Genomic DNA, 26990 nt, shown 5'->3' with positions numbered 1-26990 from the left:
TTCAATGCGGACATGAAGTGACAAGAAAGGTTGAGCCGTGAAATGGAGAAAATATTTGACTTACTGGACACGGCGATTGCCGTACTGCTGGTGGTGATTGCCCTATCCGTGCAGCTTTATGAAAACTATCGCCTGACCGAACTCCTTAAAACCAAAGAAGTGGCAGCCGAGATCAATCCGGATGCCCGGCTGCGCGATCAATGCGATGGGCTGGAGCTGGCGGCGCGGCTGGGAGTCTTAGCCGGAAAAAAAGAAGAAATCATTTGTTTTGCCGGTCAAGAGTATCGTTGGCCGGAGTTTGGGGCGGAGGTTTTAGGCGTTAAGGTACTGCCGGAGGCGGATGCCTTTTTGGCTGACCGGCGGCAGCAGGAACAACTGCAAAAGCGGCGCTTTCAAATTTACCAGTCGGACGGCAAATGGAGGATAGAGGAATGATAATCAGTGCGCTGGATCGCTTGCTGGCACTGCTGATGATTACGGTGCTGCTGTTTGTGGTGCCGGTTTATTATCAGTACCAGCGGCAGGAGGATATCAATTATCAGTTGATTTGGCTGGAAACGCAGAAAACCGCTGATTTAATTTGTGAACTGGGCTATATTGAAGAAAGTTCCCTGACCGGTTTGCAGGCGCTCTTGGGGGCGACCGGTGCGTCTTACCGGATTACGCTTTCGCATTTGCGGAAAAGTTATGTGGCTAATGAAGCAGAAGAGGAAATGCAGATTTATTACGAGGGGGATTATAACGCGGAAATTTACCGGCAAATCAAAGAGAATGGGAAATATAAGATGGATTTGGGTGATTTCTTTTATATCAGTGTGGAAAATACGTCGAAAACGCCGTTTCAGCAGCTAAAAGCAGTTTTGGGTTTCCGGCAGGAGGGAGCGGCGATTGTCACCCGCAGCGGTGGGCTGATTCGGGCGGAGGGATTGTGATGAATAGCTTGAAAATCGGAGTTATCGGGGTGTTAATTCTGTTACCGTTTTTATTTATTTCTTTTGTGCAGGTTCGGCAGTACAGCTTGGCGGAGAGAAACCATATGATTGTGGAAAATGCGGCTGCAAGAGCCATGCGGGACGGAGTATTTGCTTTAAAGACTTATAGTCCGTTTTTTTATGATGCCAAGCAGCTTCAGCGGATTGAAATCGCCGAGCAGGCCACCCGGGAGACGATTAACCGCAGCTTTGCGTATGCACTGAATGCGAGAACGGATGCGGATGTAGAACAGTTCAGCCGCCAGATCCGGCTGATTGGCTTTGTCGCCTATGACGGCTTAATTTTATATGATCAGATTACGCAGGAAAGACTGGAAGTTCCGTTTTATCAAATCGAGCAGTCAGAGGATGCGGTTGCCTATCGAGATCTGAGTTTGCCGGAGGACAGAGAGCAGCCGGAGGGCAGTCGCCGGCTGCGGCCGGAACAAACGTTGGAGCGGATCTTACAGCCCTATCTTAAAACCGGGGAGCTGCGGCTGCCGGAACATACAGCCACCTTATTCGGCCGTGATTATTCCGAGGTGGGTGTTTTTATCCTGATTCAGGGCGATCCGCTGCAGGCCGGACAGGAAAGAAGTTATTTTAAGCTGGGCAAGGTTTCGCTTTCCGAGCGGAAAGAAAGAGAATAAGCTTTCGCATTTGTTGAAATTTATTTTCTAAAGTGCGATTGCTTTTTAACTTTACCACCAATTTGAAGAAAATTAACAGATGAGATTTGGTACAATTATATGTTATTATGAGTAAGGAGGTATGACCTTTGAATAATAAAGAACTGTCTATCACAAGTGATAGCGAGTATAAACAGCTATTGTCAGAGTTAAAAGAGAAAGTAAGAAGTAGTCAACTTAAAGCTGCAATAAAGGTAAATTATGAACTGTTAGATTTGTATTGGACTTTGGGAGAATACATCGTAAAAAATCAAGAACAGTATTCATGGGGAGATGCTTTTATAAAATCATTAGCTAAAGATTTACAAAAAGAGTTTCCTGATATGAAAGGTTTTTCCGAAACAAATATTAAGTATATCAGAAGATGGTATTTATTTTATATGAAAGGGATACAAGATGTAGCCAAAATAGAAAATAAGGATAACATTTCAAAAGGGCTACAGCCTGTAGCCCAATTTGATGAAAGAGTTATTAACCATATTAAACAGATACCATGGGGACATAATCAAAGGATAATAAATAGGTGCAAGACCATTGATGAAGCCATCTATTATGTTAATAAAACCATTGAGAACGGATGGAGCAGGAATGTACTTGAACATCAAATGGAAAGCGGATTATATGGCAGGGAAGGAAAATCTATAACAAACTTTGAAAAAAGGTTACCTGCTTTGCAATCAGATCTTGCAAGACAGACATTAAAAGATCCATATAATTTTGACTTTCTTACCATTCGTGAAGGATATGATGAAAAGGAACTCCAAAAAGAACTGGTTGACAAGATTTCTGATTTTTTGCTTGAACTTGGCGAGGGCTTTGCCTACATAGGCAAAGAATATCATATAAATATAAATGGGGATGATTTTTATATTGATTTGCTGTTTTACAATTTGAAACTCCATTCTTACATTGTTATAGAACTGAAAGCAGAGAAGTTTAAGCCGGAACATTTAGGACAGCTTAATTTCTATGTAACAGCAGTGAATAGAGAACTAAAAACCGATAGAGATAATGCTGCGATTGGACTCCTTATTTGCAAAGATAAAAATGATGTTGTTTGTGAATATTCATTAGAACAAATATCGCAACCTATAGGTATAAGCAAATATGAGATTACTAAATTACTTGAAACAGAATATAAGAGTAGTTTGCCGAGCATTGAAGAAATAGAGAAAAAGATCAAGGAGCTAAAGTAAAAAGGTAAATATAAAAAAGAAAAAACAAAAAGATAAAAAATGCTGGCTTTTTTTGAAAAATATCATATAATAGTAATAGTGCTTATCGAATATAGAAAAGCGGAATTAATGATGATTAAATTGCAAGGAGAGAAAAAATGAAAAAGTATGAAACGATAAAAGCCCTGACGGATTCCGGAGTAGTAGCGGTTATTCGCGCTAATTCCAAGGAAGAAGGCAAAAAAGTGATTGAGGCCATTAAAGCCGGCGGTATTAAAGCGCTGGAAATTACGATGACAGTGCCGGGGGCAGTTGATATTATTAAGGAACTGACAGCGGAATATGCGGATTCGGATGTTGTAATCGGAGCCGGTACGGTGCTGGATTCGGAAACAGCCAGAGCCTGCATTTTGGCAGGAGCAAAGTATATTGTCAGCCCCTGCTTTGACGAAGCGTCCGCTAAATTGTGCAATCGCTATGCAATCCCCTATTTCCCGGGCGTAATGACGCCGAAAGAAGCGGTTACCGCGCTTGAGTACGGTGCGGAAATCTTAAAAATATTCCCGGGCAGTGCCTTTGGCCCCAGCATCATCAGCGCGTTTCGCGGGCCGCTGCCGCAGGGTAATTTTATGCCGACCGGCGGCGTATCGCTGGATAATGTCGCCCAGTGGATTAAAAACGGCGCAGTTGCAGTCGGAATCGGCGGTGAGTTGACCAAAGGTGCAAAAACCGGCGATTTTGCAGCCGTAACCGCTACCGCCAAAGCATTTGTTGACGCCGTTCAGGCAGCCAGAAGCAAGTAAATAAAGGAGAATGAAAATGAGCAAGAAAGTTGTTACTTTAGGAGAAATTATGCTGCGCCTGTCACCGGCTGACCATTTGCGTTTTGTGCAGGCGAATCAGTTTGATGTCATATACGGCGGCGGCGAGGCCAATGTTTGTACTTCTTTGGCCAATTACGGCCTGGATGCTTATTTTGTGTCCAAGGTGCCGGAGCATGCTATCGGCCAATGTGCCATCAATGAGCTGCGCCGCTATGGAGTGCATACCGATTATGTAGCCAGAGGCGGCAAACGTTTGGGCATTTATTATTTAGAGCATGGCGCGTCGATGCGGGCATCGCAGGTAATTTATGACCGGGCGGATTCTTCGATTGCTGAGGCAACGGTCGAAGATTTTGATTTTGATGCGATTTTTAAAGATGCCGATTGGTTCCATTTTTCCGGAATTACTCCGGCCATCAGCAAAAGCGCGGCTCAGATTACCGAGGCGGCGTTAAAAGCGGCGAAAAAAGCAGGGGTAACCGTTTCGGTTGATTTAAATTACCGGAAAAAGTTATGGATGCCGGCCGAAGCGCAGGCAGTGATGACTAAGCTGATGGAATATGTTGACGTTTGCATCGGCAATGAGGAAGACGCAGAGAAAGTGTTGGGCTTTAAGCCGGAGGGAACGGACGTGACCAAAGGTGAACTGGATTTATCGGGCTATCACAGTATTTTCCGGCAAATGCAGGAACGCTTTGGCTTTAAGTATGTAGTTACCACCCTGCGGGAAAGCCATTCCGCTTCGGATAACGGCTGGTCGGCTCTGATTTATAACGGTCAGGAGTTTTACCATTCCAAGCATTATGACATTCGGATTGTTGACCGGGTCGGCGGCGGCGATTCTTTTTCGGCCGGTTTGATTTACGGCCTGTTGATGAAGGACTGCTTTAAAGAGGCTCTGGAATTTGCGGTTGGAGCTTCGGCGTTGAAACATACGATTTTCGGTGATTTTAATCTGGCAACCAAGGAAGAAGTGGAGAATCTGATTAAGGGTGATGCTTCCGGCCGGGTACAGAGATAAAAAGCAGAGGACAGAGAAATGAAGGAAATGATTTGTTTTGCGCATCGGGGCTTATCCGAGCATGCACCGGAAAACACAATGGCCGCGTTTCAGGCGGCAGTGAAAGTCGGAGTCAAAGCAATTGAGCTGGACGTGCAGCGGACAAAAGACGGACAAGTAGTGGTTATGCACGACTTTTATCTGGGCCGAACCAATAACGGTCAGGGTCTGCTCAAAGATTATACCTATGAAGAATTAAGCCGGCTGGATGCCGGCAGCTGGTTTTCGCCGGAGTATACCGGCGAAAAGATGCCGCTGCTGGAAGATGTGTTGCGTCAGCTTCCGGCCGATATTTTGCTTAATATCGAATTGAAGAAATTAGCACTCGAAGCGGGCAGTGATTTGGCCGAATCGGTGGTCGGGCTTTTACGCCGGTATCCGCGGCCAGTACTGATTTCTTCATTTGATCATTATTTGCTCAAGGAAGTGCAAACCATAGATGATACGCTGCCGCTGGGCTTGCTGTACGGCTCCAATTTGATTGATGTTTTTGCCTATGCGCGGCAAAGCGGCTTAAAAATCAGCGCCATTCATCCGTCGGTGGAATGTGTTTCACCGGAGTTGATTAAGCAGGCGCATCAGCTTGATATTAAAGTCAATGTTTACACTGTTCGCCGCCGGGAAGAAGCGGCGATGCTGAAAGCGTATCAGGCCGACGGTATTTTTGTGAATACTTTTGAGGTTGTTAGCTGAAATTGCTGGAAAGGAGAAGGAAATGTATCCGTTAAAGTTTGAAAAAGTCTTTAAGAAGAAAATTTGGGGTGGACAGAAATTTGCAACGGAATTGGATATTGCCCTGCCCGATGGGGATAAATACGGCGAAAGCTGGGAGCTTTGCTCCAGAGCCAGCGGTGTCAGCCGGATTATGAACGGGCCGTTAAAGGGCAAAACTTTAGAGGATGTTTATCAGGAGTACGGCAGCGAATTAGTCGGCGAAGAGGTTTATTCCGAATTTCCCGATAAGTTTCCTTTGCTGGTCAAATACCTGGATATTGAAGGCTTGCTTTCCATTCGCGTGCATCCGGACGATAAGTATGCGATGAGGCATGAAAAGGACTACGGCAAATCAAAGTCATGGTATATTTTGGATGCTTCGCCCGATGCCAAGGTAATCATGGGGCTGGCGGACGGCGTCGGCCGGGAGGAATTTTTACGGCGGGCGGCGGATAAGGACTTTGAAGGACTTTTTCGGATTATTCCGGTGAAAAAAGGCGATTTTATTGATATTGAGCCGGGGACGGTTTATTCCAGCTATGAGGGCACGCTGCTGGTCTGCGAGATTCAGCAGAACTCGGAAACAAAATACCGGATTTATGATTACGAACGGGATCGGAACGGCAATCCCAAAGAAATTCATTTGGAAAAAGCGGCTGAGATTATCCGGTATGGGCAAAAACCGCTGATTTCTTCGACGGATACCAGACAGACAATGGAGTTTGAAGGTGCGCAGATTCAGGAATTGGTGCGCCACCGCAATTACAATGTCGATCATATGCTGGTTGAAAAAGAGATGCTGGCCGAAGCCTATAAAAACTTTAAGGTGCTGACGGTGATCAGCGGCAGCGCCATCATGTCGGCCGGCAAGGAAAAGTATGAGATGAAGAAAGGCGATACTTACTTTATTCCGGCCAAGGTCAGAGTCGGGATCGAAGGCAGTGTTGAACTTTTAAAATCGTATTTGTAGGGAGGGCAGCATGAAACAGGAAACGATTAGACTGCAAACCAGAGCCGATGCGGCTCGTTTGCTGCTGGATATGATTCGTCCGCTCAAGGATTTTTACAGCCCGGGCAAAGCATTTTTAAACGTCAGTGCAGCCGGGGTTCATTATGGCCGAAAAATTGCCGGAATGGAAGGTTTTGCCCGTATTTTATGGGGCTTGGGGCCTTTATGGCATACGGCCAATACTGATTTGCCGGAGGACTTACGTCAAGAAGCGGCACAGTGGCAGGAACTTTGCATTACCGGTATTCAGAATGGTACGGATCCGAATCATCCCGAATATTGGGGCGATATTCATGATTTTGATCAGCGCATGGTCGAAATGGCAGCCTTGGCAGTGGCCATCAGCTTGTCACCGCAAAAACTGTATCGTGATTTTTCGCCGCAGGCACAGAAAAACTTATATGAATGGCTGAATCAAATTAATTTTAAAAAGGTTCACGGCAATAACTGGCGGTATTTCCGGATTTTGGTCAATACGACGTTTCGGCTGCTGGGTCTTGAGTGGTCAGAGGCTTGCGTTGAGGATGATTTGGCGCTGATCCGGAGCTGTTATACCGGCGATGGCTGGTATTATGACGGCAATGACGGTCAAATTGATTATTATGTGGCGTTTGCCATTCATTTTTATAGTCTGATTCGGGCGAAACTTTTGCAAGACAGTGAGCCGGAGTTTTATCAGACAACGCTGGAGAAGGGGAATCAATTTTGTCAGGACTTTATCTACTGGTTTGCCAATGACGGAGCCGAGCTGCCCTTTGGCCGGAGCCTGACTTATCGATTCGCGCACAATTCCTTTTTTGGAGCGCTGGCCTTTGCCGGCGGTGAGGGGGCAGGTTATGGCGTCCTGAAAAACCTGGTGCTGCGGAACTTGGAAAGCTGGCTGAAGCGTCCGATTTTTGATAATGCCGGAGTCCTTAGTGTTGGCTATCATTATCCGAATCTGTTTATGAGTGAAAATTATAACGGCGGCGGCTCGCCGTATTGGGCGCTGAAGTCCTTTATTATGCTGGCACTGCCGGCGGAGCATCCGTTTTGGGCGGCACCGGCGGAGGAGTTTTCCTATCAGCCGCAGAAAAAATTAAGTCATGCCCGAATGTTGATTACGCATGATGAAAATCACCATGTGCAGGCATTTACGGTTGATCAGCACTGCGCTATGAATCATGGTGCCTGCGTGGAAAAATATGAAAAGTTTGTGTATTCCAACCAGTTTGGTTTCAGTGTTTCCCGGGGCAACAATTTGGCGATGGGGGCCTTTGATTCGGTACTGGCAGTTTCTCGGGCAGAGGAAGAGTTTTACCGGGTGTATGCGGGCCGAAAACAATTCAGTCTGACAGAGGAATGGATTCGCTCGGAGTATGAGATTTTGCCGGGAGTTACGGTAATAACCTGGTTAGTGCCGGGCGGCAGTTGGCATGTTCGGATTCACCGACTCAAGACTGCGTATCCGGTCAAAGTGGCTGACGGCGGGTATGCTATTGAAAATGAGGACGCAGCCGGAGAGAAATATTCGCTGCTTTGCCGGCAGGAAGAAAATGGCGGGGTCTTTGTCAGTGTGCCCGGCGGAATCAGCGGAATTGTCAGCCTGAGCGGCGGCAATAGCCGGGTGATTGATGCTTTTCCTAATACTAATTTATTTTATCCGCTGACGGTTATTCCGACGGTGAGTTATGAATTACCGGCGGGTGAGCACCGGCTGGTGGACATGGTCTTTGCCGATCGCTCCGGACAGGCGGCCGAGAAACGGCAGCAGCGTCCGGTTATCACGGATGAGGGAAGCGGCATCAGGATTAATTTCGCGGACAATCGGCAAGTCTGGATTGACTTAGCGTAAGAGAAATAAAATTAAAAACGGAACCATGCGCTTGGCGGTGGTTCCGTTTTTTGCTCATGCAAAAACTTATATTTATAATTTGGCACTCAGGTGGCACTTAAAATGGCATTCTGACGTCCTTTAAGATGTCCACCAAGGGAAGGTGTTTTGATACAGTTATGATGAATAGTTTAAATTTACAACAGGATGTTGCAAATTTACAGGTAAAAGAATTTGCCAACGAGTACTTGACACAAACTATAATAGCTTTCTAATACTTTCCCAATATTTTTTGGCTTCAAAGACATTTTCCTCTAATTCCTTTTGTACAGTATACGGTTTGGTTGCAAAAAAATTATCTATGCTGCGGACAGCACTCTGTCCCAGATCATCACTTGCAAGTGGCTTAAAATTTTCTTTTGCATGCCAAAATTTTATGAAGTTGCGAAAAGAATTATTAGGGTTGTCATCATATTTTTTAGCCAAAGCATATGCCTCGTCAATTGTACTTTTCATACTTTCATACTCAGTTAGGCAAGATAGAGCCAATACTTTTGTTATAAGAAGGATAACTTTAAGCTTTGAAGTGTAACAGTTTTTTTCCAAACTGGCGGAATCTGAATAAGCAATACTCCGATCTATTAAGTCACAGGCTTCTCTGAAGTCTTTTTTAGTCCCACGAGATGCAATTGCTAAAGAAATATTCAGCGATAAATCCAAGTCCCTCATGAGATTATAGAATAAAGCGTTTGTATACCGCTCTAAAGCTTCATCAGTTTCTCCTTTTTTGTGCAACAGGCGTGCTATATCTGTACCAGCAATTCCGAGGTAATTAATCTTATTAAACTCTGCAAGTGCACCATCAGGATCAATGACGATTTTTAGTTTTGCTATATTCATCCTTATATTAAACTCATTTAAATCCGAATCATCATTTTGAGAAAGAAGGGTTAAGGCTTTTCGTGTAAGGCTACCGACTTTTTGGCATCTTCTTCTTTTCCGTTCACTGTATACAGAATTGCATTGCCTTTAACAAGCCTTCCCACAGGTATGCAAGTCATTCCGATAATTAACAGAAATGTTCCCAGAATTGTAATTCTAAGCGGAGATAATATTTTAGCGATATAAGGTAAAAGAACTGCTCCCATAATGCCGCCAATAGAAGCAAAAATCCCTGCAAAGCTTAAAAGCTCACTCCCCATACCGAAAATATCATTCACTATCGGAGCCTTAAGTGCGCTAAGCGGAATCAACATACAATTGAGGGTAATACATATTATACAGAAATTTCTTAATACGGGAGTTTTAAATACATAAACAATCAAAACATGGTTCAAGGACTGTAGATAAGAAAATGTAATTTTAAGCAATATATATCAAAAAAGTTGAATTTTACACTTATTAAAGGCAAATAAGAAGCAAAGTGCTTTTGTTGACACAAAAAGCGAAACGTTGTATTATATTAATTAGTATTTACATTGTTTTTGGTAAATATGTAGACAGAAAAACAGCGTACTGAAGCTGTCGGAATATTATGTTTTAATAACAATATGTAGCAGAATATTTAGTGCAAGCCGAGGATGGGAGAAGACTAAAATGAAGAAATTGTGGAAAGTACTCAAAGGCATTTTTATCACAATAGCAGTGCTAATTATTCTGCTGATTGTAGTGAGGTTTATTAATGGTCAAATTACCAAGGGTAAAGAGAAAATCAGGGAAAGTACATTGGAGGCTAATTCCATCTATCGTGAAATCAATCAGGAAGAGCCGGAAAAATCAAACCTGCCCGGGATAAATATTAGTGTGGTAAAGGGCAATTACTTAAACGGATATCATTTGCGCCCGGAGAAGATTACTCATCAGGGAACTGTAATTACCTTTGGCGGCAGCGAGGGTAGCAGCAATATAAACATGGCGGTAAATCTGGCTAAGGAGGGCTATGAGGTTTATTCCCTCTACTTTTTCGGCCGTGACAATCAGCAAAAAGAACTGGTTAAAGTACCACTGGATTTTTTCACGGAAGCTTATGCTGAGATTGAAAAAAATGCAGTGGCAGCTAAACCACTGACTATATTGGGAGGCTCTAAAGGGGCAGAGATGTGCCTTCTTTTGGCAGGAAAATATCCCGATCTGGTAGATAACGTTGTTTTATATGCGCCGTCTACCTATGTCTTTCAGGGACTTTCATTCGATTATTCAAGCAGCAACTCATCCTGGAGCTTTCAGGGAAAGGAACTGGCTTATCTGCCGTTTACGGCAGCATCAGGCTCGACTTATGGTAAGTTCATGATGCGGATGTTCTTTAATGCACCTATAGAATATGAGCCGATTTATCGCTCGGTGACGGAAAATGCTGAAAACAAAGAAGCTGCATTGATTGATGTAAGCAAGGCAAAAGCAAACCTCTTGATTTTTGCCGGTAAGGAAGATAAGATGTGGCCATCGGCTGATATGGCAGAGGATATTATTAAAAGATACCCTGCAGAGAAAAAGCTGGTCACTTATGAAAAAGCCGGACATATTTTCTTTGGTCCACCGGTGCTGTCCAATATGTCTGTAGGTGGCGAATATGAAGCTAATGAAGCAGCAAAGATCGATAGTGACCGGATTTTATTGAAGGCGCTGGAGGAGTGGACGAGAAAAGAATAGTAGGAAACTAAATAGAACGTTTGGTTTAAGCGGTAATGACTGCAAAATCATTACTGCTTTTTTAAAGAAAAAAATAGTAGTTTTTTACTTAATCGTATTGAGTTATTTTGAAAATAAATAAAAAAAGACCTATTAAATAGATCTTTTAACCGCACAATGCGGACCCTGAGGCGATATCGGATAAATCCTTATTTGCACTCGCTTTGTTAATTCAATTACAGAATAACATATTTGTGGGAAAAGTCAATACAAGATTTTAAATAAAAGGAGATAAAGCATGGAAAAACAAGAGTACTTTTTAGGACTGGATATGGGAACCGGCTCTGTAGGCTGGGCAGTAACAAATACCAAGTATGAGTTGTTGAGAAAAAAAGGAAAAGATATGTGGGGCATTCGTGAATTTGAAACGGCAGAGTCAGCAGCTGAGAGGTGGAAATATAGAGTTAACAGAAGACGACGACAGCGTCAGGTTGTTAGACTTGGTTTGCTAAAAAGCTATTTCGGTGATGCAATAAATAAAATTGATCCAAATTTCTTTATCCGTATGGAAAACAGTAAATATTTCCTTGAGGACAAAGATAAAAAATTAAACTCAAAAAATGGAATCTTTGATGATGAAAATTATAAGGATACTGATTATTATACTGAATATCCGACAATCTTTCATCTTAGAAAGGCGTTGCTTGATCTGGAAAATACAGGGGCAAAATTCGATGTTCGCTTAGTTTACCTGGCACTTGCCAATATGTTTAAGCACAGAGGTCATTTCCTATTAAATGCAGAAGGAGATGCGTTAAACACTGAGCAGGTAGATGCCGTATATCAGGAGGTTTTGGACAAGTTTGAAAATGATTATGAGATGATAATAGAGCATAAGTCTGTTCAACAGGTAATAGACATTATCAGCAATTCTGATACCGGAAGAAAGAAAAAACATGAAGAGCTGCAGGAGTTATTTGGTGTAGTTAAAAAAGATAAAAGCGTAAATGAGTTGTTAAAGTGTTTATGTGGATTGAGTATAAATGCTAAGCTTATTTTTGACGAAAAGACGGAAGAGAAAGTGCCTCTGTGTTTTCATGATTTTTCTTATTCAGATAAGATAGCGGAGTTAATGGAACAATTAACTGAGGAAGAGTATGCAGTCATTGAACAACTTAAAAGTATCTATGACTATGCTGTTTTAGCAGGAACTCTCAAGGGATATGACTATCTCTCCTGTGCCAGAGTGGAATTATATGAAAAGCATTGCAAAGATTTAAAGCTTTTAAAAATGTTGTTTCGTAAATACAAGACTAAGGAAGAATATGATATGATGTTTCGTTCAAATGTAGACGGAACTTATTCGGCATACGTTAATTCCCTTAATTCAACAGATGCAATTGCAGAAAGTAATAAATACAGACGAAATATGAAGGGAAGAAAAGCGGATGATATATATTCGACAATAAAAAAGGCATTTAAAGATATTACAGATGATGAAGATATTCAGTATGTTATGGAAAAGATTGAAAAAGAACAGTTTCTTCCTAAACAGTTGACCGGTGCCAATGGTGTCATCCCAAATCAGGTACATAAAAAAGAAATGGAAAGAATATTAAAAAATGCCGAAAATTATCTGCCATTCTTAAAAGACAAGGATGAGAGTGGGTTGACAGTTTCAGAAAGGATAATACAGCTTTTTACATTTCAGATTCCATATTATGTGGGACCGCTTGGGGGAAATAGTAAAACCGGTTGGATTGTGAGGAAAGAAGAGGGGGCAGTTCTGCCTTGGAATATCAACGATAAAGTGGATATGAGTGCAACCTCAGAAGCCTTTATCGGTAACCTTATCAGAACCTGTACATATATTCAGGGTGAAAAGGTCATGCCAAAAGCGTCTCTTGCTTACGAGAGATATTGTGTACTAAATGAAATCAACAACCTTTGTATTGATGGTGAACGATTGGATACAAAGCTAAAACAGCAAATCTATAAAGACTGTTTTATGAAGGGAAAGCGTTTAACTAAGAAACAGCTTTGTTCTTATCTGGTGGCACAAAGCTTAATCAGCTCTGAAGAGCAGGTGACAGGAATAGATAAGACTATTAATAACTCTTTATCCTCTTATGGAAAAATGTATGCAATTTTTGGTGAACGCCTAAAAGAAGACGCTATCCTTGCTACTGCAGAAGATATAATTTATTGGGGTACTGTTTTTGGTGATTCCAAAAAGATGTTAAAACAGCGGCTTACAAAGTATGTGGAACAGGGTATATTAGATGAAAATCAGTTAAAAAGAATTCTTGGCTACAAATTTAAGGATTGGGGAAGATTCTCCAAAGCACTTCTTACACTTAGCGGATGTGACAAGTCTACCGGTGAGATTATGTCATTGGGGCGGGCAATGTGGGAGTATAGCCTTAACTTTATGGAGCTGATTAACAGTGATGATTTTACCTTCAAAGAAGAACTGGCAAAACAGAGTACAGTTGCTATGAAGTCATTAAGCGATTTTACTTATGAAGATTTGCAGGACAGCTATTTTTCAGTACCGGTAAAACGTATGATTTGGCAGACGTTGTTGCTTATACGTGAAATTGAGCAGGTAATGGGATATGCACCTAAAAGAATTTTTGTTGAAATGACCAGAACAGAGGAAGAAAAGGGTGATAAGGGAAGAAAAGCTTCAAGGGGAAGTCAGCTCTTAGAGCTTTATAAGAATATAAAGAATACAGAAAATCATAATTGGAAGCAGGAACTTTCAGAAGCGAATGAAAGCGGTAAATTAAGAAGTAAAAAGCTGTTTCTGTATTATATGCAGATGGGACGAGACATGTATACAGGTGAAGAGATAGATTTGGGCAGGCTGTATGATGATAATTTATATGATATAGACCATATTTATCCAAGACACTATGTTAAAGATGACAGTATTATGAACAATCTCGTATTGGTTAACAGACAGGCTAATCAGCATATTAAAAAAGACCTATATCCTATACCTAAACAGATAAAGGCAAATCCTAAAGTTCAGGAATTATGGAACGCTCTCCATAAACAAAAGTTAATTACAGATGAGAAATATACAAGACTTATATCAAATACTCCTTTTACGGAAAAACAGTTGGGAGATTTTATTGCAAGGCAGCTGGTAGAAACCGGACAGGGAACAAAGGGGGTTGCAACCCTCTTGGAACAGTTATTTACAGGCACTGATATTGTATATGCAAAAGCATCAAATGTATCAGATTTCAGACGGGACAACGGATTTTTGAAAAGCCGCCTTGTAAATGATTTTCATCATGCACAGGATGCTTACCTGAACATTGTGGTTGGAAATGTATATCATACTAAATTTACGAAAAATCCATGGAATTTTATCCGCAAGGACTATGAGAAGGATAAGGAGAAGAATCGTTACAATCTGGCTAAGATGTTTGAATGGGATGTTATTCGTGGTTGTGAGACAGCTTGGATTGCAAAGAGGAAAGATGAGAAGGGAACCATTGTAAATGTTAGAAAAATGATGCAGAAAAATACTCCACTTTTGACAAGAATGAACTTTGAACAGCATGGAGGTATAGCCAATGCAACACTGTATTCTGCAAAGAAAGCAAAACCTGAAAACTATCTTCCATTAAAAACATCTGATACAAGGATGAAGGATGTAACAAAGTATGGTGGCTTTACATCAGCGACCATAGCTTACTACTTTATTGTACATCATAAAGAGGGTAAAAAAGAGAATGTCACAATTGAAGGACTGCCTTTATATTGCAAGGAAAAGGTGGAAAGAGAGGCAAATGGTCTGGAGAGATACTGCGAAGAGGTACTGGGGTATGGTGAAGTGAATATCTTACGTAGGAAATTAAAGATTCAGTCACTTCTTGAAATTAACGGATATCAGTTCCATTTGTCGGGAAAAACAGGAGATAGGTTGATTTTAAGAAATGCTATGAGCCTTTACCTGCCTGAAAATTGGACAACATACATTAAGAAGGTTGAGAAGGCGGTCACGTGGCATATACTGGAGGAAGAGATAAGTGCTGAACAAAACTGCAGGCTGTATGATATACTGGCAGATAAGCATGCTCATGCTGTCTATGCAAAGCGTCCGAATGCATTTGGGCAGAAATTATTAGATGGAAAAGAGAAGTTTGTTGTGCTTGATCCGGAACAGCAATGTGAGGCATTATTACGGATATTACACTTAACGAGGATTGGAACTACAGAGACAAATCTGAAATTAATCGGAGAGTCTGATAGATCAGGGATAATATCAATCAGTAAGCACTTAAAAGCAGCAGACAAGCCGGCAGTCATCAGTCAATCCGTTACTGGACTGTATGAAAAGAAAGAATGGATTTTCACTGAAAAAACGGACAGATAGGAGAGAGGTATGAGCTGGAGAACAGTTGTGATATCGAGTAATGCAAAACTGGATTATCAAATGGGATATATGGTGGTTCGCCGTATGGATACCATGAAAATCCATCTGAGTGAAATGGAAATATTAATTGTTGAATCAACCGCTGTTTCTCTGACTGCTGCCCTTTTAAATGAACTCTCAAAAAAGAAAATAAAGGTGATTTTTTGTGATGAAAAGAGAAATCCGTCTTCAGAATTGGTTGGCTATTATGGCTCACATGATACCAGCACAAAGATACGCACACAGATTACATGGAAAGAGGAGGTAAAAAAAGCTGTGTGGACTGAGATAGTTACAGAAAAAATTCGCAAACAGGCAGAACATCTGGAATTTTGGAGCCTTGAAGAAGCGGATATGTTGTACGGCTATATTAACGAGCTTCAGTTTGCAGATGCCTCAAACAGGGAGGGGCATGCCGCAAAGGTGTATTTTAATGCGTTGTTTGGACTGGATTTTACCAGAACGGAAGAAAACAGTATGAATGCGGCACTTAATTATGGCTACTCTCTGTTATTATCAGCATTTAACCGCTGTATCACAGCAAATGGATACCTTACACAGCTTGGTCTCTTTCATGATAATATGTTTAATCAATTTAATCTGGCATCAGATTTGATGGAACCGTTTAGACCGATTGTAGACCTTAAGGTAAAACAGATGCAACCGGTTAAATTTGAACATGACGAGAAGATGGAGCTGTTGACCATTCTTCAAAATGAGGTGAAAATTAACGGGAGAACAGAATTCGTCAACAATGCAATAAAGATTTATTGTAAAAGTGTGTTTGACGCAATTAATAGTGAGGATGTTTCGGAGATAAAATTTTACAGGTATGAGTTATAGGTTTATGAGAGTAATAGTATTTTTTGATTTGCCTGTACTAACAGAGTCAAATCGCAGAGAGTATCGTACATTCCGTAAGTTTTTAATTAAATCAGGCTTTATGATGGTTCAGGAATCAGTGTATTGCAAACTGGCACAAAATAGTTCTGTTGCTGACATAGTGGTTGATAATATAAAGAAAAATAAACCGCCTGAAGGACTGGTGCAGGTATTAAGAGTTACGGAAAAACAATATAATAAGATGGATTTCATTGTAGGTGAAATTATTTACGTGCAATAAGTTCTATATGTGCCATAAAGTTGGTGTGGATACTGAATTTAAAACAATTTCTTACAGAAAAACAGGTAGGACAATTATATGAATTTTGTTTTTATGAAAAAATACACCTGATTAATCTGGAAGGTCAAAAAAATTATACCCTAAAACAGGAAAAGTGTGTTATAATAGATAAGGACTTATGTGTAATTGATGCATCTTTGAATTAACAACATTTCGCAAAATGTAATGCTCGGTGATAACCTCAATGTTAATTTTAGGTTTGAGGCTTTGTTAATTTAGAATGATGTAAAACTTTTCGCACTTTGATATCGTCCATAAAGTGGTTTGAGAGCTTTGTTAATTTAGAATGATGTAAAACATCATCCAAGATAGCGAGATTGATGGTATAGTTTGAGAGCTTTGTTAATTTAGAATGATGTAAAACTCGCAAGCATGGCGCATATATGACGGATAAGTTTGAGAGCTTTGTTAATTTAGAATGATGTCAAACCACAAGATCGGTCGCATGCGTGTGTCTTAGTTTGAGAGCTTTGTTAATTTAGAATGATATAAAACTAAGAGATATTATAACTCTCACAGAAACTAGTTCGAGAGCTTTGGGAATGCAAATATCATATAGCGAATTTAAAGTACAAGTATGGGAATCGAAATTTTTGGTGTCGAGGATATTATGTAGATACGGTAGGAAAAAATGCGAAGAAAATACAGGAATACATAAGGAATCAGTTACTGGAAGATAAGTTAAAAGATCAAATCAGTTTAAAAGAGTATATAGACGCGTTCACGGGTGAGCCGGAAAAAGGAAGCAAGAAGTAAACTGCTTTAGCGGTAGCTGAAGCAGTATGCGAGAGGCAGACCTTCGGTGCGCTTACAAGCGCAGCCAGTAACAGCCCCTTACAGGGGCAGAGCAAACCGCCGGCTGAGCCGGCGGTTTTTGTTCCCTATTGCTTCCCTTTTAGAGGACAGCTTTGGCTGAGGTTTTAAGCGTTATTCCCCGAATGATACCGGGCATGCAGCTCTTGGATCTGATCGCGGATGGCGGTAGGAATCGGGTCAAAGCCGGGGGTGGGTTTTGCCACATAAAAGCCCTGTACCAGATCAACATTTAACTCTATCAGCTTAGCCAGGTCATCTTCCTCCTCCACGCCCTCAGCGATTAATAAGATGTTTCGGGCATGACAGAAAGAAACTAAATTAGCGATCAGCTGCTGCTTGTCGGGATCCTCATGGATACCCTGAATCAGCATCATGTCGATTTTAACAATATTGGGCCGGATTGTCAAAATTCGGGATTCGTTGGAATAACCGCTGCCAAAATCATCCAGTGCCAGCTTCATGCCGTAATCGCGCAGGAAAGAAAACTTGTCGCTTAGCTGCTCCTCTAAACTGCCAGATTCCCGTTCCGTTACCTCAATCACTAACTGCGGGAAAAGATAACCATAGGTTTCTTCCAGCGTCATGATTTCTTCTGGGCTAATTAGATGGCTGGGAATACTGTTAATAAAAATATGCAGGCCATTTAATTCATCAGCATGCCGGTCAAGGGTTTCCAAAACAACTGAATAGACCAGCCGTTCCAATTGCGCCAGCTGAGACTGTGCAGCAGCGACCGACAGAATCTCCAGCGGATTTTTAAAAGCATCGCTGGAAGAGCGCATTAATGCTTCATAGGCGTAAATGGAGCCGGTGCGCAAATCAACGATCGGCTGAAAATTAAAATGAATCAGCCGTTCATCAATCAAGCGGTGAATAGCTTCTCGATTTTCCAGCAAATAGGACTTACTTTCATAGGATTTTTTATTAAACTCATATAAAACACCTTTTTCCTTATGCTTGGCTTCATACATGGCAAAATCGGCCAGTTTGAGCAAGTCGCCGACATCGTCGGAATCTTCCGGGTACCAGGCGATACCCGAGGAAAAACGAATGCGGTGGGAGGAGCCGTCCGGTGTTCGCAGTTCGTAACGTTCGTTCCGCTTAAACTGCCGGTTAATCAGTTTTCTGATTTCCGATTTGGAAGAAAAGCCGTGCAGATAAATGGCAAACTCATCGCCGGAAATCCGGGAGACAATGCCGCCGTAGGTGCCGAACTCATGGAACATTTCACTGGCTCTCAGAATCAGGCGGTCACCGATTTCATGACCGAAATTATCATTGATATATTTCAGATTATCCAAATCACAAAAAATCATGGCGCCGATTTTATTCGGTTCATACAGGATTTTGGCGATGGCTTCCCGTTTGAAGGCCTGCCGGTTATAAAGATGCGTCATGGCATCAAAGTCCAGTTCATGAACCAGTCGGCGGTGTTCTTCAATATCTCTGGTGACATCCAAAATGACGCCGACACTGCCGGTCGGGGTTTTACTTTCTAAAATCCGCAGCCAAATTCCGTCTGATTTATTGCGGACGGAAAAATGATAAATATTGTCATAGTCCGGTGCCGGCGAAGCTGTCAGCAAAGCATAATGCTTTTTCCATTCCTCAATCGAAAGCTTTGTCTCCGGGTTTAATTGAAGCAGAGAATAAATATAGTCGGTGATCAGCACCTGATCTGATTCGACTGTCAGCTCAAAGCCGCCGATCGGCAGGAGCGACAGCTTTAAGATCCGGGAAGTGGTTTCCGAAGCGTGAATGACGCTTTGATTCAGTTTTTCTACCGCCTCGGCTAACTCATCAAACTCGCGCATGCCGGTTCGCTTGAGCTGAATGGCCTGATAGGGATCCAGTTCAGTTAAATATTTGGACATTCCGAAGATTTTGCGAGTGGAAAAACGAGCCATAAAAAAGATGACAATAAAAGCCGCCAGAGTAGTTAAACCAATACTGATAAGCACTGTTCGGCGCACCTGAGAGGAGGTGCCGTGCAGAGTGTCCTTTGGTACAAAACTGACCAGGTTCCAGCTGTCTTGGATAAAGGGTGAGTTTTGGCTGTACAGCGTCAGCGGCTGGACAAAGCAGTAGACATTGCCGATTTCATCCAAATAAGAGACATAAATATTGTCGGAAATCTTGGCGGAAGTTAAATGCAGATTTTTTTGCTTTTTTAAAGCTATTTGTGCCAGTGGACTGCTGGAAATAAACCAGTCCAAAGTCAAAATCTGGTCATTCATCGGAGTGATTGCATAAAAACTGTCCTGATAGGGCAGATCAATCAATGGCAAGTAGTGCTGGGAAAAATAATTTTGGGTGATTTCAATACCGATCACACCAATCGGATAACCGCTTGAGTTCAGCAGCGGCAGAGTATAAAACACGCTGGTCGGCAAATGAGACAGTAGGCTCGATGGGGTAGTCCAATAGCCATAGCGCTCAATTTCCGCTTTGGGAAAGTCAAGAGCGGCTTTGGTGGGCTGATAATAAAAATCCCATTTTTCAGAGTCGGAGCTGTTAAAGTCAAAAGGCGCGGACAGGCTATGATGCGAGCTGGTCGGAATCAAATACTTTTGAGAAACAGAAACGGGGCCAAGTTCAAGCAGAAAGTTTTCCGGCAAAGCATAAGAATCCTTGGGCGCAGCGCTGCGAATGTAAACCGAAGGCATCGGCTGTTTGTCATCGGAGGCCAGCATAAAGAAAGCACCGTTGATATTACTGCTTTGCAGCAGGTGGATTAAATATTCCGCACCGGTTGTGGCAATTTTGTTATAAACATCCAGTTCGGACAGACGGTTCTTATTAGTGTTGGCAGAAACTTTTTGCAGTACCTGAGTAAACAGGCGGGTATCATCGGCCACTAAGCGGACGACCTGCCCCAGCTCATTATTCAGTGCTTGTTTGCGGGCCGTAGTGGTATTATTAAACAGACGAAAGGATTCCGAATCCAGCAGAAAAAAAGCATTAGAAAATGATAAAGACATTACTAAAGAAATATTCTGCAAGATTACCAGAAAAGTCATCAATAAAATAATTTGCGTCCGAAGTGATATGGAGCGTTTCATATGGGATCCTTTCTAAATATTTTAACTGTTCCATGTTTTCTGTGTTTTTTGTGTTTGACGGAATTGTTCCGCAAGGACATTCCGTCGAGGTGGTCGTGCAGTAACAATGGAACAGGCATGATAGAAGAATTAAATTTTCTGATAAGAAATTCCTTCATTTTGTAAAGCCTTTTCCAGAGACTCTATCCAATCGGCAAAACGCTGCTCAAGATTTAAAGAGGATAGGATTTGCGCCGAGGACATTTTCTGTTTCTTTAAGGTATCAGCCGCTTGTTGGGCGGATTCTGCTGCACTTGTCAGGGTGGAAAGTAAAAGCGGCCGCAGCATATAGCTGTTTTTAAACGGCCTGACAGCATAAGCAGTGTAACCGGAGACTTGCTGAAAAGCAATATCATAAACCATGGCTACATTTTTTTGACTCTCATTGCCTTGATCCAGCTTTTGCAGGGCATCTTTAAAATCCTCACCCCGGTAGATGTCTGCCTTTACCGGCAGATAGCCGCTGTTCATGGCAAAAGCCATATTTTGTTCTTTCCCGGTAAACCATTTGAGAAACAGAGCGGCGGCCCGTTCTTTTTCCGCGGTTGATTTGGTAATACACATACCGGCTCCCTGCTGCATCACGGTCGGTTCGCCTCCCTGCCAAAGCGGGTAGGGCAAAGCCAAAAACTGAATGTTCTGACGAGTAGTATCCTTTTGAATCCAAGTCGGGAAATAAGAGGCGCTGGAGGTAGAGCCGATATAGGAAATTAGTTCGCCGGATTTGATATTATCCGAGCGAAACTTTCCGCTGCCGCCGAAATAATGCATCGCTGTGGCGCTGATATAAAGGTCGAACAGCTTACGCAGCACCGGCAGATTTAAAATAATGTTTTTGGTCTCGGCATCAACCATATCAACGCCTGACTGCTTGCAGCCAGCTAGAATATAATTTTGAACGGAATCCATTCCCAACATGATCCGTCCGTCATTGGGAGTATCCGGCGTTTGCCGATCCGTCCAGTCATAATATTTTTGGGCAGTGGTCCAAATGCTTTCCCATGTTTCCAGAGCCGTATGGGAAAGACCGGTTGCGTCTGCAAATTCATTCCAGGCGGTAGCATTGATATAAAGGAGTTCCGTGCTTTTGGCAATCGGCAGGATTAAAAGACGGTTATCAAAATAACCGTCAGCCAAAAAGCTGGACACATAGCCGGCTTTTTCTTCATCTGTAAAATATGGGTTTAGGTCGGCAATCATTCCCAGCGCATCAATTTCAAGCGCTTTATCCGGATAACAGGAAAAAATATCCGGCATGGGGGCGGAATTGATGACACCTTTGGCCGAATTGGACAAAGAAGCTTCCAATTCGGCGACACTTCCGTGAGAAACACTTTCGATAATAATATTTTCTTCCGTCCCGAGAGTCTGATTAAATTCAACGATCGCATCTTCCAGTGTTTGCTGATTTTGGCCGACATAATAATGCCATAGGGTCAGCTGAATCGGTTCAAGGACTTTAACGCTTTGGATTGCGTGATCCTTTTGCGCGGGCGAGCAGGCCGCCAAAAACAAACTGAAAATGAGAACAAAAACTAAAAAACGCCGTGGTTTCATGATACCTCCTAAGTTAAATCGGTTAAAACAGATACTTCACATAAAATAAACTGTCCACACCCACAAGGTAAGAAAAAACAAAAGCGGCATATCGGGAGGGATGATGTTATACTTCACAAAAAGCTTATCGGCAGTTTTCATGGGAAAATTTAATGGAAAATGAATTTTTTACATTAGTTTTTGATTTTTTGGTTTGGTTTTTGAAAATCTGTTTTACATTTTCTATAAAATTGTGTAAAATAAAGATGTTCCGAAACGACTTTAAAACGTATGTTGCGGCGGCAGGAAAAACAGGGGAAGGTAAATGAGAAAAGAAAAATTGATTAAAATCGGAGCAGTGGCAGCCGGATTACTGATGTTGGTTCTTTGGGCTTTGACCGGCGGCCGGGAAATGGGCCTCGATGCCGGCTTGTTGCCCGGGCAGCCGGAGATTTTGTTTTTTGAAGAAACTCCCAGTCCGGTTCTGGTGGCGGCCAAAAAGGCTTTTCCCGGATATAAAATCCGGCGCCGCCCGGAAAGGCATTTGTCTCATTTTTTGGAGGGCGGCGAAATTGTGCTGGCGTACGATGTTCAGGCCTTACCGCTGATCAGAGCAGGTGCTGAATTTTATTTTTATCCGCTTTATAACGATGCGGTGATACTGGTTACGAACCAGGGACAGTTGGCTGAGCCGGTCAGGAGCTGGCGGGATGTGGCGGTGGGCCGAACCGCGGTCAGTCTGCCGGAGCGCAGCCCGGAACAGGCGTATATTTGGCGGGCGATTGCTTATGGTTTGACCGGCAGTTTTGACCGTTTGGCGGCGCAGTCGTATTTAAGCGGGATATACGAGTCGGACCGGCTGTTTTGGGATAATATCATTGCCCCGGTTCAGATTACGCTTTATTCTAATTATCTGTATACTTTGCAGCGCAGGGAGATGAAACCTGTTTTCCCGGAGGAAGGGACACTGGTTTTTCAGGTGGGACTTTTTTCGCGTCACCCGCTGGAGGCTGGAGAAGTAGCCGCCATCCGTCAGATTTATAAGGATTTGAATTATTTGTCGCCGGAGAAAAACTTTCAGACGGAAAACGTTGCGGCTTTGTTTGCTGCATCTCGCCTGGAGGAGTTTTATGACTTTGGTGAAATCAATGTTCCGTTGGAGCGCGGGGTCAGGAAAAATCACCGGTATGCACCGATTACCGGCTGGGAGCATCAGACAGCGGCAGCGGTGATAATTATTTTAACGATTTTTTGGATTAATCGGGTCAACCGGACAGTTATTCATATGGGCGTACGCCGGGGCTTAGTGCTGAACGGACTGTTGGTTATCGGCTGGATCAGTGTCGGGATTTTTAAGTATTCTTTTTATGGCGGCGCCGATTATATCCGGGCGCTGTGGTATTCCTACTACTTGTTTATTTTAGCATTGCCGCCGGCGGGAATATTTATTGCGCTTAATTTGGATCAGTATGACAAAACTGTGTTTCCGCTTCGACTGCTGGCGATTTGCGCTGTTTCCGGCCTGCTTTTGCTGCTGGTTTTAACCAATGACCTGCATCAGCAGTTTTTCCGGTTTTTGAGTTCGGATCGCAGTCTATGGTATAAACGCTATAAGCATAACTGGGGATATTATTCGGCGGCGCTGTGGGTTCTTTTGACGCAAGCCGGAATGTGGCTGTATCTGGCCCGGAAAAGCTGGGATGCGCCTAACCGGAAGATGGCGGTGCTGCCGGTTTTGGTTCTGATTTTGGGCGTAGCTTACAGTGCCTGCTATAATTTAAAGATACCTTTTTTCCGCGAAATTTCGCTGGCTTTGGGGATGGGCAGTATTATTTTGTTGTTTTGGACGGCTCTTTTAAAAAGCGGTTTAATTCCTTCCAACCGCGGCTATCATGAATTGTTTGAGCACAGTCTTTTGGATATGCGGATACTTGACCGCGCCGGGCAGCTTCAATTCCGGTCGGCCGGAGCGGAAACATCGGAGGAACCGCCGGTTTTTCCGCCGGAAAGGGACTGGTCGGAAAGTCAGGAGCCGGCTTTTGTAGCGGCTGCTGACAGTTTGCTTTGGTCAACGGCCATTCGGGGAGGACGGATTGTAACCAGGGAAAATATTCGGGAATTAAGTTCCTTAAAGCAAAACCTGGAACGGGTAACCAGGGAACTGGAAGAAGAAAATCTGATTTTATCCAAAAAAGAGCAGGTCGAAAGCCGCTTGATTTTTGTGCGCGAGCAAAATGAACTGACCGAGGAAGTCAACCGGCTGGTTGAGGATAAGATAAATAAAATGACAGTTTTGCTGCAGGAGATGAAGGCCTGTCCTCCGCTCGGGGAGAAGGGACTGATTCAGCTGCAAAGACTGGCGATTTACTGCAAAAGGCGATGCGAGCTGCTGATTAAATCCAAACAACAGGGGCTTTGCCCGCCGGCCGATCTCAGCCGGCTGATTGATGAAATCAATTTGGGAACTTTTTCCGGATATCAGTTTTTTTGCGGATTGGAAGCAGGGATTCCTTTTCCGGCAGCGGCGCAAGTTTATGAACTTTGTCATTTGTTTTATGAATGGGCTTTAACAGAAGACATCACTACGATGACGATTCGGCTGTTTCAGGAGAAAGACGAATTGTTTTTGTATTTTTTGATTGAAAGTGATAACAGCAGTCAGCGGCAAAGCTTACAGACCAAATTAAATATGGTGCCGGATGTCAACTATAAAGAACTGGGAGATGCCTTTTCTGTTTTGCTGCGGGTTCGGGAGGGAATGTTATGATTGGCCTGTACCGGTATTTTGACCAGAATATTTTGCTGTTTTTTCTGTTTTTATCGTTGATGGCAGTGCTGATGCAGGCGTTTTATGCATCCAGTATTGTTTTCCGAAGGCTGCGTAAGAGCTTTGAGTTTTTGATTTTGCTTTATCTGGCGGCGGTGTCGGTGCTGCTCCGGCATGTTAACGCCGAGCTGTCGGCTTCGATGCTGGTTTTGTGGGAATATGAACATTGGTTTTCCTTGCTGGCATTTGTGATTTCGATTTGGGGGATTTTTGTATATGTCAAAACCCGGCGCTTGATGGTGCCGGCCGGGATCGGTTTGGTGCTGCTGAATATGCCGGCCAGTGAGCGGGTAATCGGCAGGTTTTATGGTTTTTATTTTGTGCTTTCGCTGGCACTTCTGATTCTGCGGGCAGGCATCAGTTACTATGCCGAACGGCAAAGGCAGGAGACGGAAATTACCGAATACTCGGTTAAGGAAGCGCTGGACGCGCAGCACAGCGGGATTTTGTTCGCCGAAAAAAACGGCAATATCCGCTTGATCAACCGGCAAATGCTGGCACTGATGAGGGATTTGACCGGCGGAAACTCACGCAATGCCGAGAAGTTTTGGGAGCGGCTGCCGGGTTTGACTAAAGATTGGTACCGCCCCTCGGCGGAGGAAGGCGCTGAGCAATATTTAGTGGAAACTCCCCGGCGGGAGGTGTGGCAGTTTGTTCGCAAAAGCTTTTGGCTGCGCGGTCAGGAAACTTATCAGATTATTGCTACCGATGTAACCGAACAGGAGAGTATCACCCGGCAGCTAAAGGCTTATCAGGCACAGCTGGAAGCGCAAAAAAGCCGATTGCAGGCGGCGCTGGCTAACTTGGAAGAACTTCGTCAGCAGGAGGCCCTGAGCCGGATGTGGAATCATGTCCATGATGTGCTGGGGCAGAGGATTTCCATTTTGCAGAGAGAGTTGAGCAATAAGAAAAGTGTTGATTATACGCTTTTACAGGCGCAAATTGACAATCTTTTAACAGATTTAAACTTTCCGGAGGAAGAAGAACCGCTTCAGGGCTATCGGGATATTATCAATGCTTTTTTGCCCTTGGGGATTCGTTTTCATACGCAGGGTCAGCTCCCGGAGGATCCGGTTCTGGCGCAAAAAGTCGTGGAGATTATTCGGGAGGCGGTGACCAATGCCGTCCGTCACGGCGGTGCGGAAAATATTTATATCCAAATTGAGCAAACGGATAAAATACGGCTGACCATTGAAAACGACGGTCGGCCGACGACCGGAGAAATCCGCTGGGGTGGTGGCTTGCGTTCTATTCAGCGGCGGGTGGAGGAGTCGGCCGGAAAGTTAGTGATTCAAACCGAGCCGCGGTTTAAATTGTCGGTAGAATTGGCGCAAGCAGAGGAAGAAGCGGCAGAGATAAGAGTATAAGCCAAAGTCTATAAATAAAAAACAAATAGAAAATTAAGGGAAAAGACAAACTCCAAATAAAAAAATGATAGAAGAAATCGGATATCAAAAAGACTGCTGCAGGAAGGAGAACTTTCGTGATTAAGTTATTGTTTGTCGATGATCAGGCGGTAACGCTGCGTTTTTTGGAAAATTGCTTCGGTGATGCGGATAGGTATGAAATTGTTGGCAGTCTGATTCAGGCGGAGATTGCCGATCTTTGGTGCGAACGGAAAAAGCCGGATGCGATTTTTTTGGATATTCAAACCAAGGAAAAAGCAACCAATGGGCTGGAAATGGCCAAGCGGATTAAAGAAAAGTTTCCGCAGATTAAGATTTTGCTGATGACCGGCTTTGATGAGATTTCCTATATTCCCAGAGCCAGGGAGATCGGGGTTGACGCTTTTTTGCTGAAAAGCTATCCCGAGGAAAGGTTTGTTCAGATTTTGCAGGAAGTTGTTTACGAGGGACGGATGGTGTTTCCTGAGGAAAACAATCAAATTCCGGTTGAAGAGGGGCAAACGCCGCTGACGGAAAGGGAAATTGAGGTCCTGCGCCTGATTTGTCAGGACCATTCCAACAAGGAGATTGCCGACAGTCTGTATGTGACCGAAAGTACGGTAAAGCGCCATGTCGAGAGCCTGCTGCGCAAGACCGGTAAGAGCGGCCGGGCGGGGCTGGTGGCTTACGCCATTGCCGGCGGCTGGATTAATCCGAATATTTAACTTAACTTTCCCATGTCCGACAGAACGGTCCTTTTTAGGCTCGATGCATGGACTCACTCTCTGAGCGGGATAGAGCCAAAAAAGACTATGGGAAAGTTGAGT

The 26990-nt window shown here is 43.2% G+C and carries 21 protein-coding genes and 1 pseudogene; 18 read left to right on the top strand and 4 right to left on the bottom strand.

What is annotated here, in order from left to right; all coding sequences use genetic code 11:
• Window positions 1–42: 42 nt before the first annotated feature.
• From C3V36_03280 to C3V36_03240, 9 genes are all read left to right on the top strand, one after another.
• On the top strand, window positions 43–435 hold the full coding sequence (locus C3V36_03280) for a hypothetical protein (protein AVM68353.1): 393 nt from the start codon (window positions 43–45) through the stop codon (window positions 433–435).
• Window positions 432–932 (top strand): hypothetical protein, encoded by a 501-nt coding sequence (locus C3V36_03275; GenBank protein ID AVM68352.1) that lies wholly within the window; start codon window positions 432–434, stop codon window positions 930–932. Before C3V36_03280 ends, C3V36_03275 begins: the two co-directional genes overlap by 4 nt.
• Window positions 932–1621, top strand: a complete 690-nt coding sequence (locus tag C3V36_03270) for a hypothetical protein (protein ID AVM68351.1) — start codon at window positions 932–934, stop codon at window positions 1619–1621. The genes C3V36_03275 and C3V36_03270 overlap by 1 nt, the downstream gene beginning before the upstream one ends.
• 128 nt (window positions 1622–1749) lie before the next feature.
• Window positions 1750–2856 (top strand): DUF1016 domain-containing protein, encoded by a 1107-nt coding sequence (locus tag C3V36_03265; GenBank protein ID AVM68350.1) that lies wholly within the window; start codon window positions 1750–1752, stop codon window positions 2854–2856.
• 137 nt (window positions 2857–2993) lie between these two features.
• On the top strand, window positions 2994–3638 hold the full coding sequence (locus C3V36_03260) for a bifunctional 2-keto-4-hydroxyglutarate aldolase/2-keto-3-deoxy-6-phosphogluconate aldolase (protein AVM68349.1): 645 nt from the start codon (window positions 2994–2996) through the stop codon (window positions 3636–3638).
• 16 nt (window positions 3639–3654) lie between these two features.
• Window positions 3655–4680, top strand: coding sequence for a 2-dehydro-3-deoxygluconokinase (locus tag C3V36_03255; protein ID AVM68348.1), 1026 nt, complete (start codon window positions 3655–3657; stop codon window positions 4678–4680).
• A gap of 18 nt (window positions 4681–4698) precedes the next feature.
• Complete coding sequence (locus C3V36_03250; protein ID AVM68347.1) at window positions 4699–5412, top strand: glycerophosphodiester phosphodiesterase; 714 nt, start codon at window positions 4699–4701, stop codon at window positions 5410–5412.
• Window positions 5413–5434: 22 nt separating this feature from the next.
• Window positions 5435–6403, top strand: coding sequence for a mannose-6-phosphate isomerase (locus tag C3V36_03245; GenBank protein ID AVM68346.1), 969 nt, complete (start codon window positions 5435–5437; stop codon window positions 6401–6403).
• Between the two features lie 10 nt (window positions 6404–6413).
• Window positions 6414–8276, top strand: coding sequence for a hypothetical protein (locus tag C3V36_03240; protein ID AVM68345.1), 1863 nt, complete (start codon window positions 6414–6416; stop codon window positions 8274–8276).
• Between the two features lie 237 nt (window positions 8277–8513).
• Here C3V36_03240 and C3V36_03235 read toward each other — a convergent pair whose 3' ends face one another.
• Both C3V36_03235 and C3V36_03230 read right to left on the bottom strand, forming a co-directional pair.
• Entirely contained in the window at window positions 8514–9155 is a 642-nt protein-coding gene (locus C3V36_03235; protein AVM68344.1) for a hypothetical protein, read from the bottom strand.
• 50 nt (window positions 9156–9205) lie between these two features.
• Window positions 9206–9511 carry a hypothetical protein gene (locus tag C3V36_03230; GenBank protein AVM68343.1) on the bottom strand — a complete coding sequence of 102 codons (306 nt, stop codon included), beginning with the start codon at window positions 9509–9511 and terminating at the stop codon, window positions 9206–9208.
• Between the two features lie 340 nt (window positions 9512–9851).
• Here C3V36_03230 and C3V36_03225 point away from each other — a divergent pair, with 340 nt between their 5' ends.
• The 6 genes and pseudogenes from C3V36_03225 to C3V36_03200 all read left to right on the top strand — a co-directional run bounded on the left by C3V36_03225 (window position 9852) and on the right by C3V36_03200 (window position 17254).
• Window positions 9852–10904, top strand: a complete 1053-nt coding sequence (locus tag C3V36_03225; protein ID AVM68342.1) for an acyl-CoA thioesterase — start codon at window positions 9852–9854, stop codon at window positions 10902–10904.
• Between the two features lie 277 nt (window positions 10905–11181).
• Complete coding sequence (cas9, locus tag C3V36_03220; protein ID AVM68341.1) at window positions 11182–15276, top strand: type II CRISPR RNA-guided endonuclease Cas9; 4095 nt, start codon at window positions 11182–11184, stop codon at window positions 15274–15276.
• A gap of 9 nt (window positions 15277–15285) precedes the next feature.
• Window positions 15286–16158 carry a type II CRISPR-associated endonuclease Cas1 gene (locus C3V36_03215; GenBank protein ID AVM68340.1) on the top strand — a complete coding sequence of 291 codons (873 nt, stop codon included), beginning with the start codon at window positions 15286–15288 and terminating at the stop codon, window positions 16156–16158.
• Between the two features lie 4 nt (window positions 16159–16162).
• Window positions 16163–16438, top strand: coding sequence for a CRISPR-associated endonuclease Cas2 (gene cas2, locus C3V36_03210; protein ID AVM70421.1), 276 nt, complete (start codon window positions 16163–16165; stop codon window positions 16436–16438).
• Window positions 16435–16644 carry a type II-A CRISPR-associated protein Csn2 gene (gene csn2, locus C3V36_03205; GenBank protein AVM68339.1) on the top strand — a complete coding sequence of 70 codons (210 nt, stop codon included), beginning with the start codon at window positions 16435–16437 and terminating at the stop codon, window positions 16642–16644. The genes cas2 and csn2 overlap by 4 nt, the downstream gene beginning before the upstream one ends.
• Window positions 16645–17056: 412 nt before the next feature.
• Window positions 17057–17254, top strand: a pseudogene (locus tag C3V36_03200) (IS200/IS605 family transposase).
• 164 nt (window positions 17255–17418) lie between these two features.
• On the opposite strand, the gene C3V36_03195 reads toward C3V36_03200, so the two are convergent.
• Entirely contained in the window at window positions 17419–20376 is a 2958-nt protein-coding gene (locus tag C3V36_03195) for a hypothetical protein (protein AVM68338.1), read from the bottom strand.
• A gap of 129 nt (window positions 20377–20505) precedes the next feature.
• A complete protein-coding gene (locus tag C3V36_03190) occupies window positions 20506–21972 on the bottom strand; it encodes a hypothetical protein (protein AVM68337.1) in 1467 nt (488 codons plus the stop codon).
• A 304-nt stretch (window positions 21973–22276) separates the two neighbouring features.
• On the opposite strand from C3V36_03190, the gene C3V36_03185 reads away from it, so the two are divergent.
• From C3V36_03185 to C3V36_03175, 3 genes are all read left to right on the top strand, one after another.
• Window positions 22277–24718: a hypothetical protein gene (locus tag C3V36_03185; protein AVM68336.1), complete on the top strand. Its 2442-nt coding sequence runs from the start codon at window positions 22277–22279 to the stop codon at window positions 24716–24718.
• A complete protein-coding gene (locus C3V36_03180) occupies window positions 24715–26145 on the top strand; it encodes a hypothetical protein (GenBank protein ID AVM68335.1) in 1431 nt (476 codons plus the stop codon). Before C3V36_03185 ends, C3V36_03180 begins: the two co-directional genes overlap by 4 nt.
• 116 nt (window positions 26146–26261) lie before the next feature.
• Entirely contained in the window at window positions 26262–26888 is a 627-nt protein-coding gene (locus C3V36_03175; protein ID AVM68334.1) for a hypothetical protein, read from the top strand.
• The last annotated feature ends 102 nt before the right edge of the window (window positions 26889–26990 follow it).

Source organism: Lachnospiraceae bacterium oral taxon 500 (assembly GCA_002999035.1).
Lineage (GTDB): Bacteria > Bacillota > Clostridia > Lachnospirales > Vallitaleaceae > W11650.
Note: the sequence above shows the minus strand (reverse complement) of the source record. Positions and strands in the feature narration are given on the sequence as shown.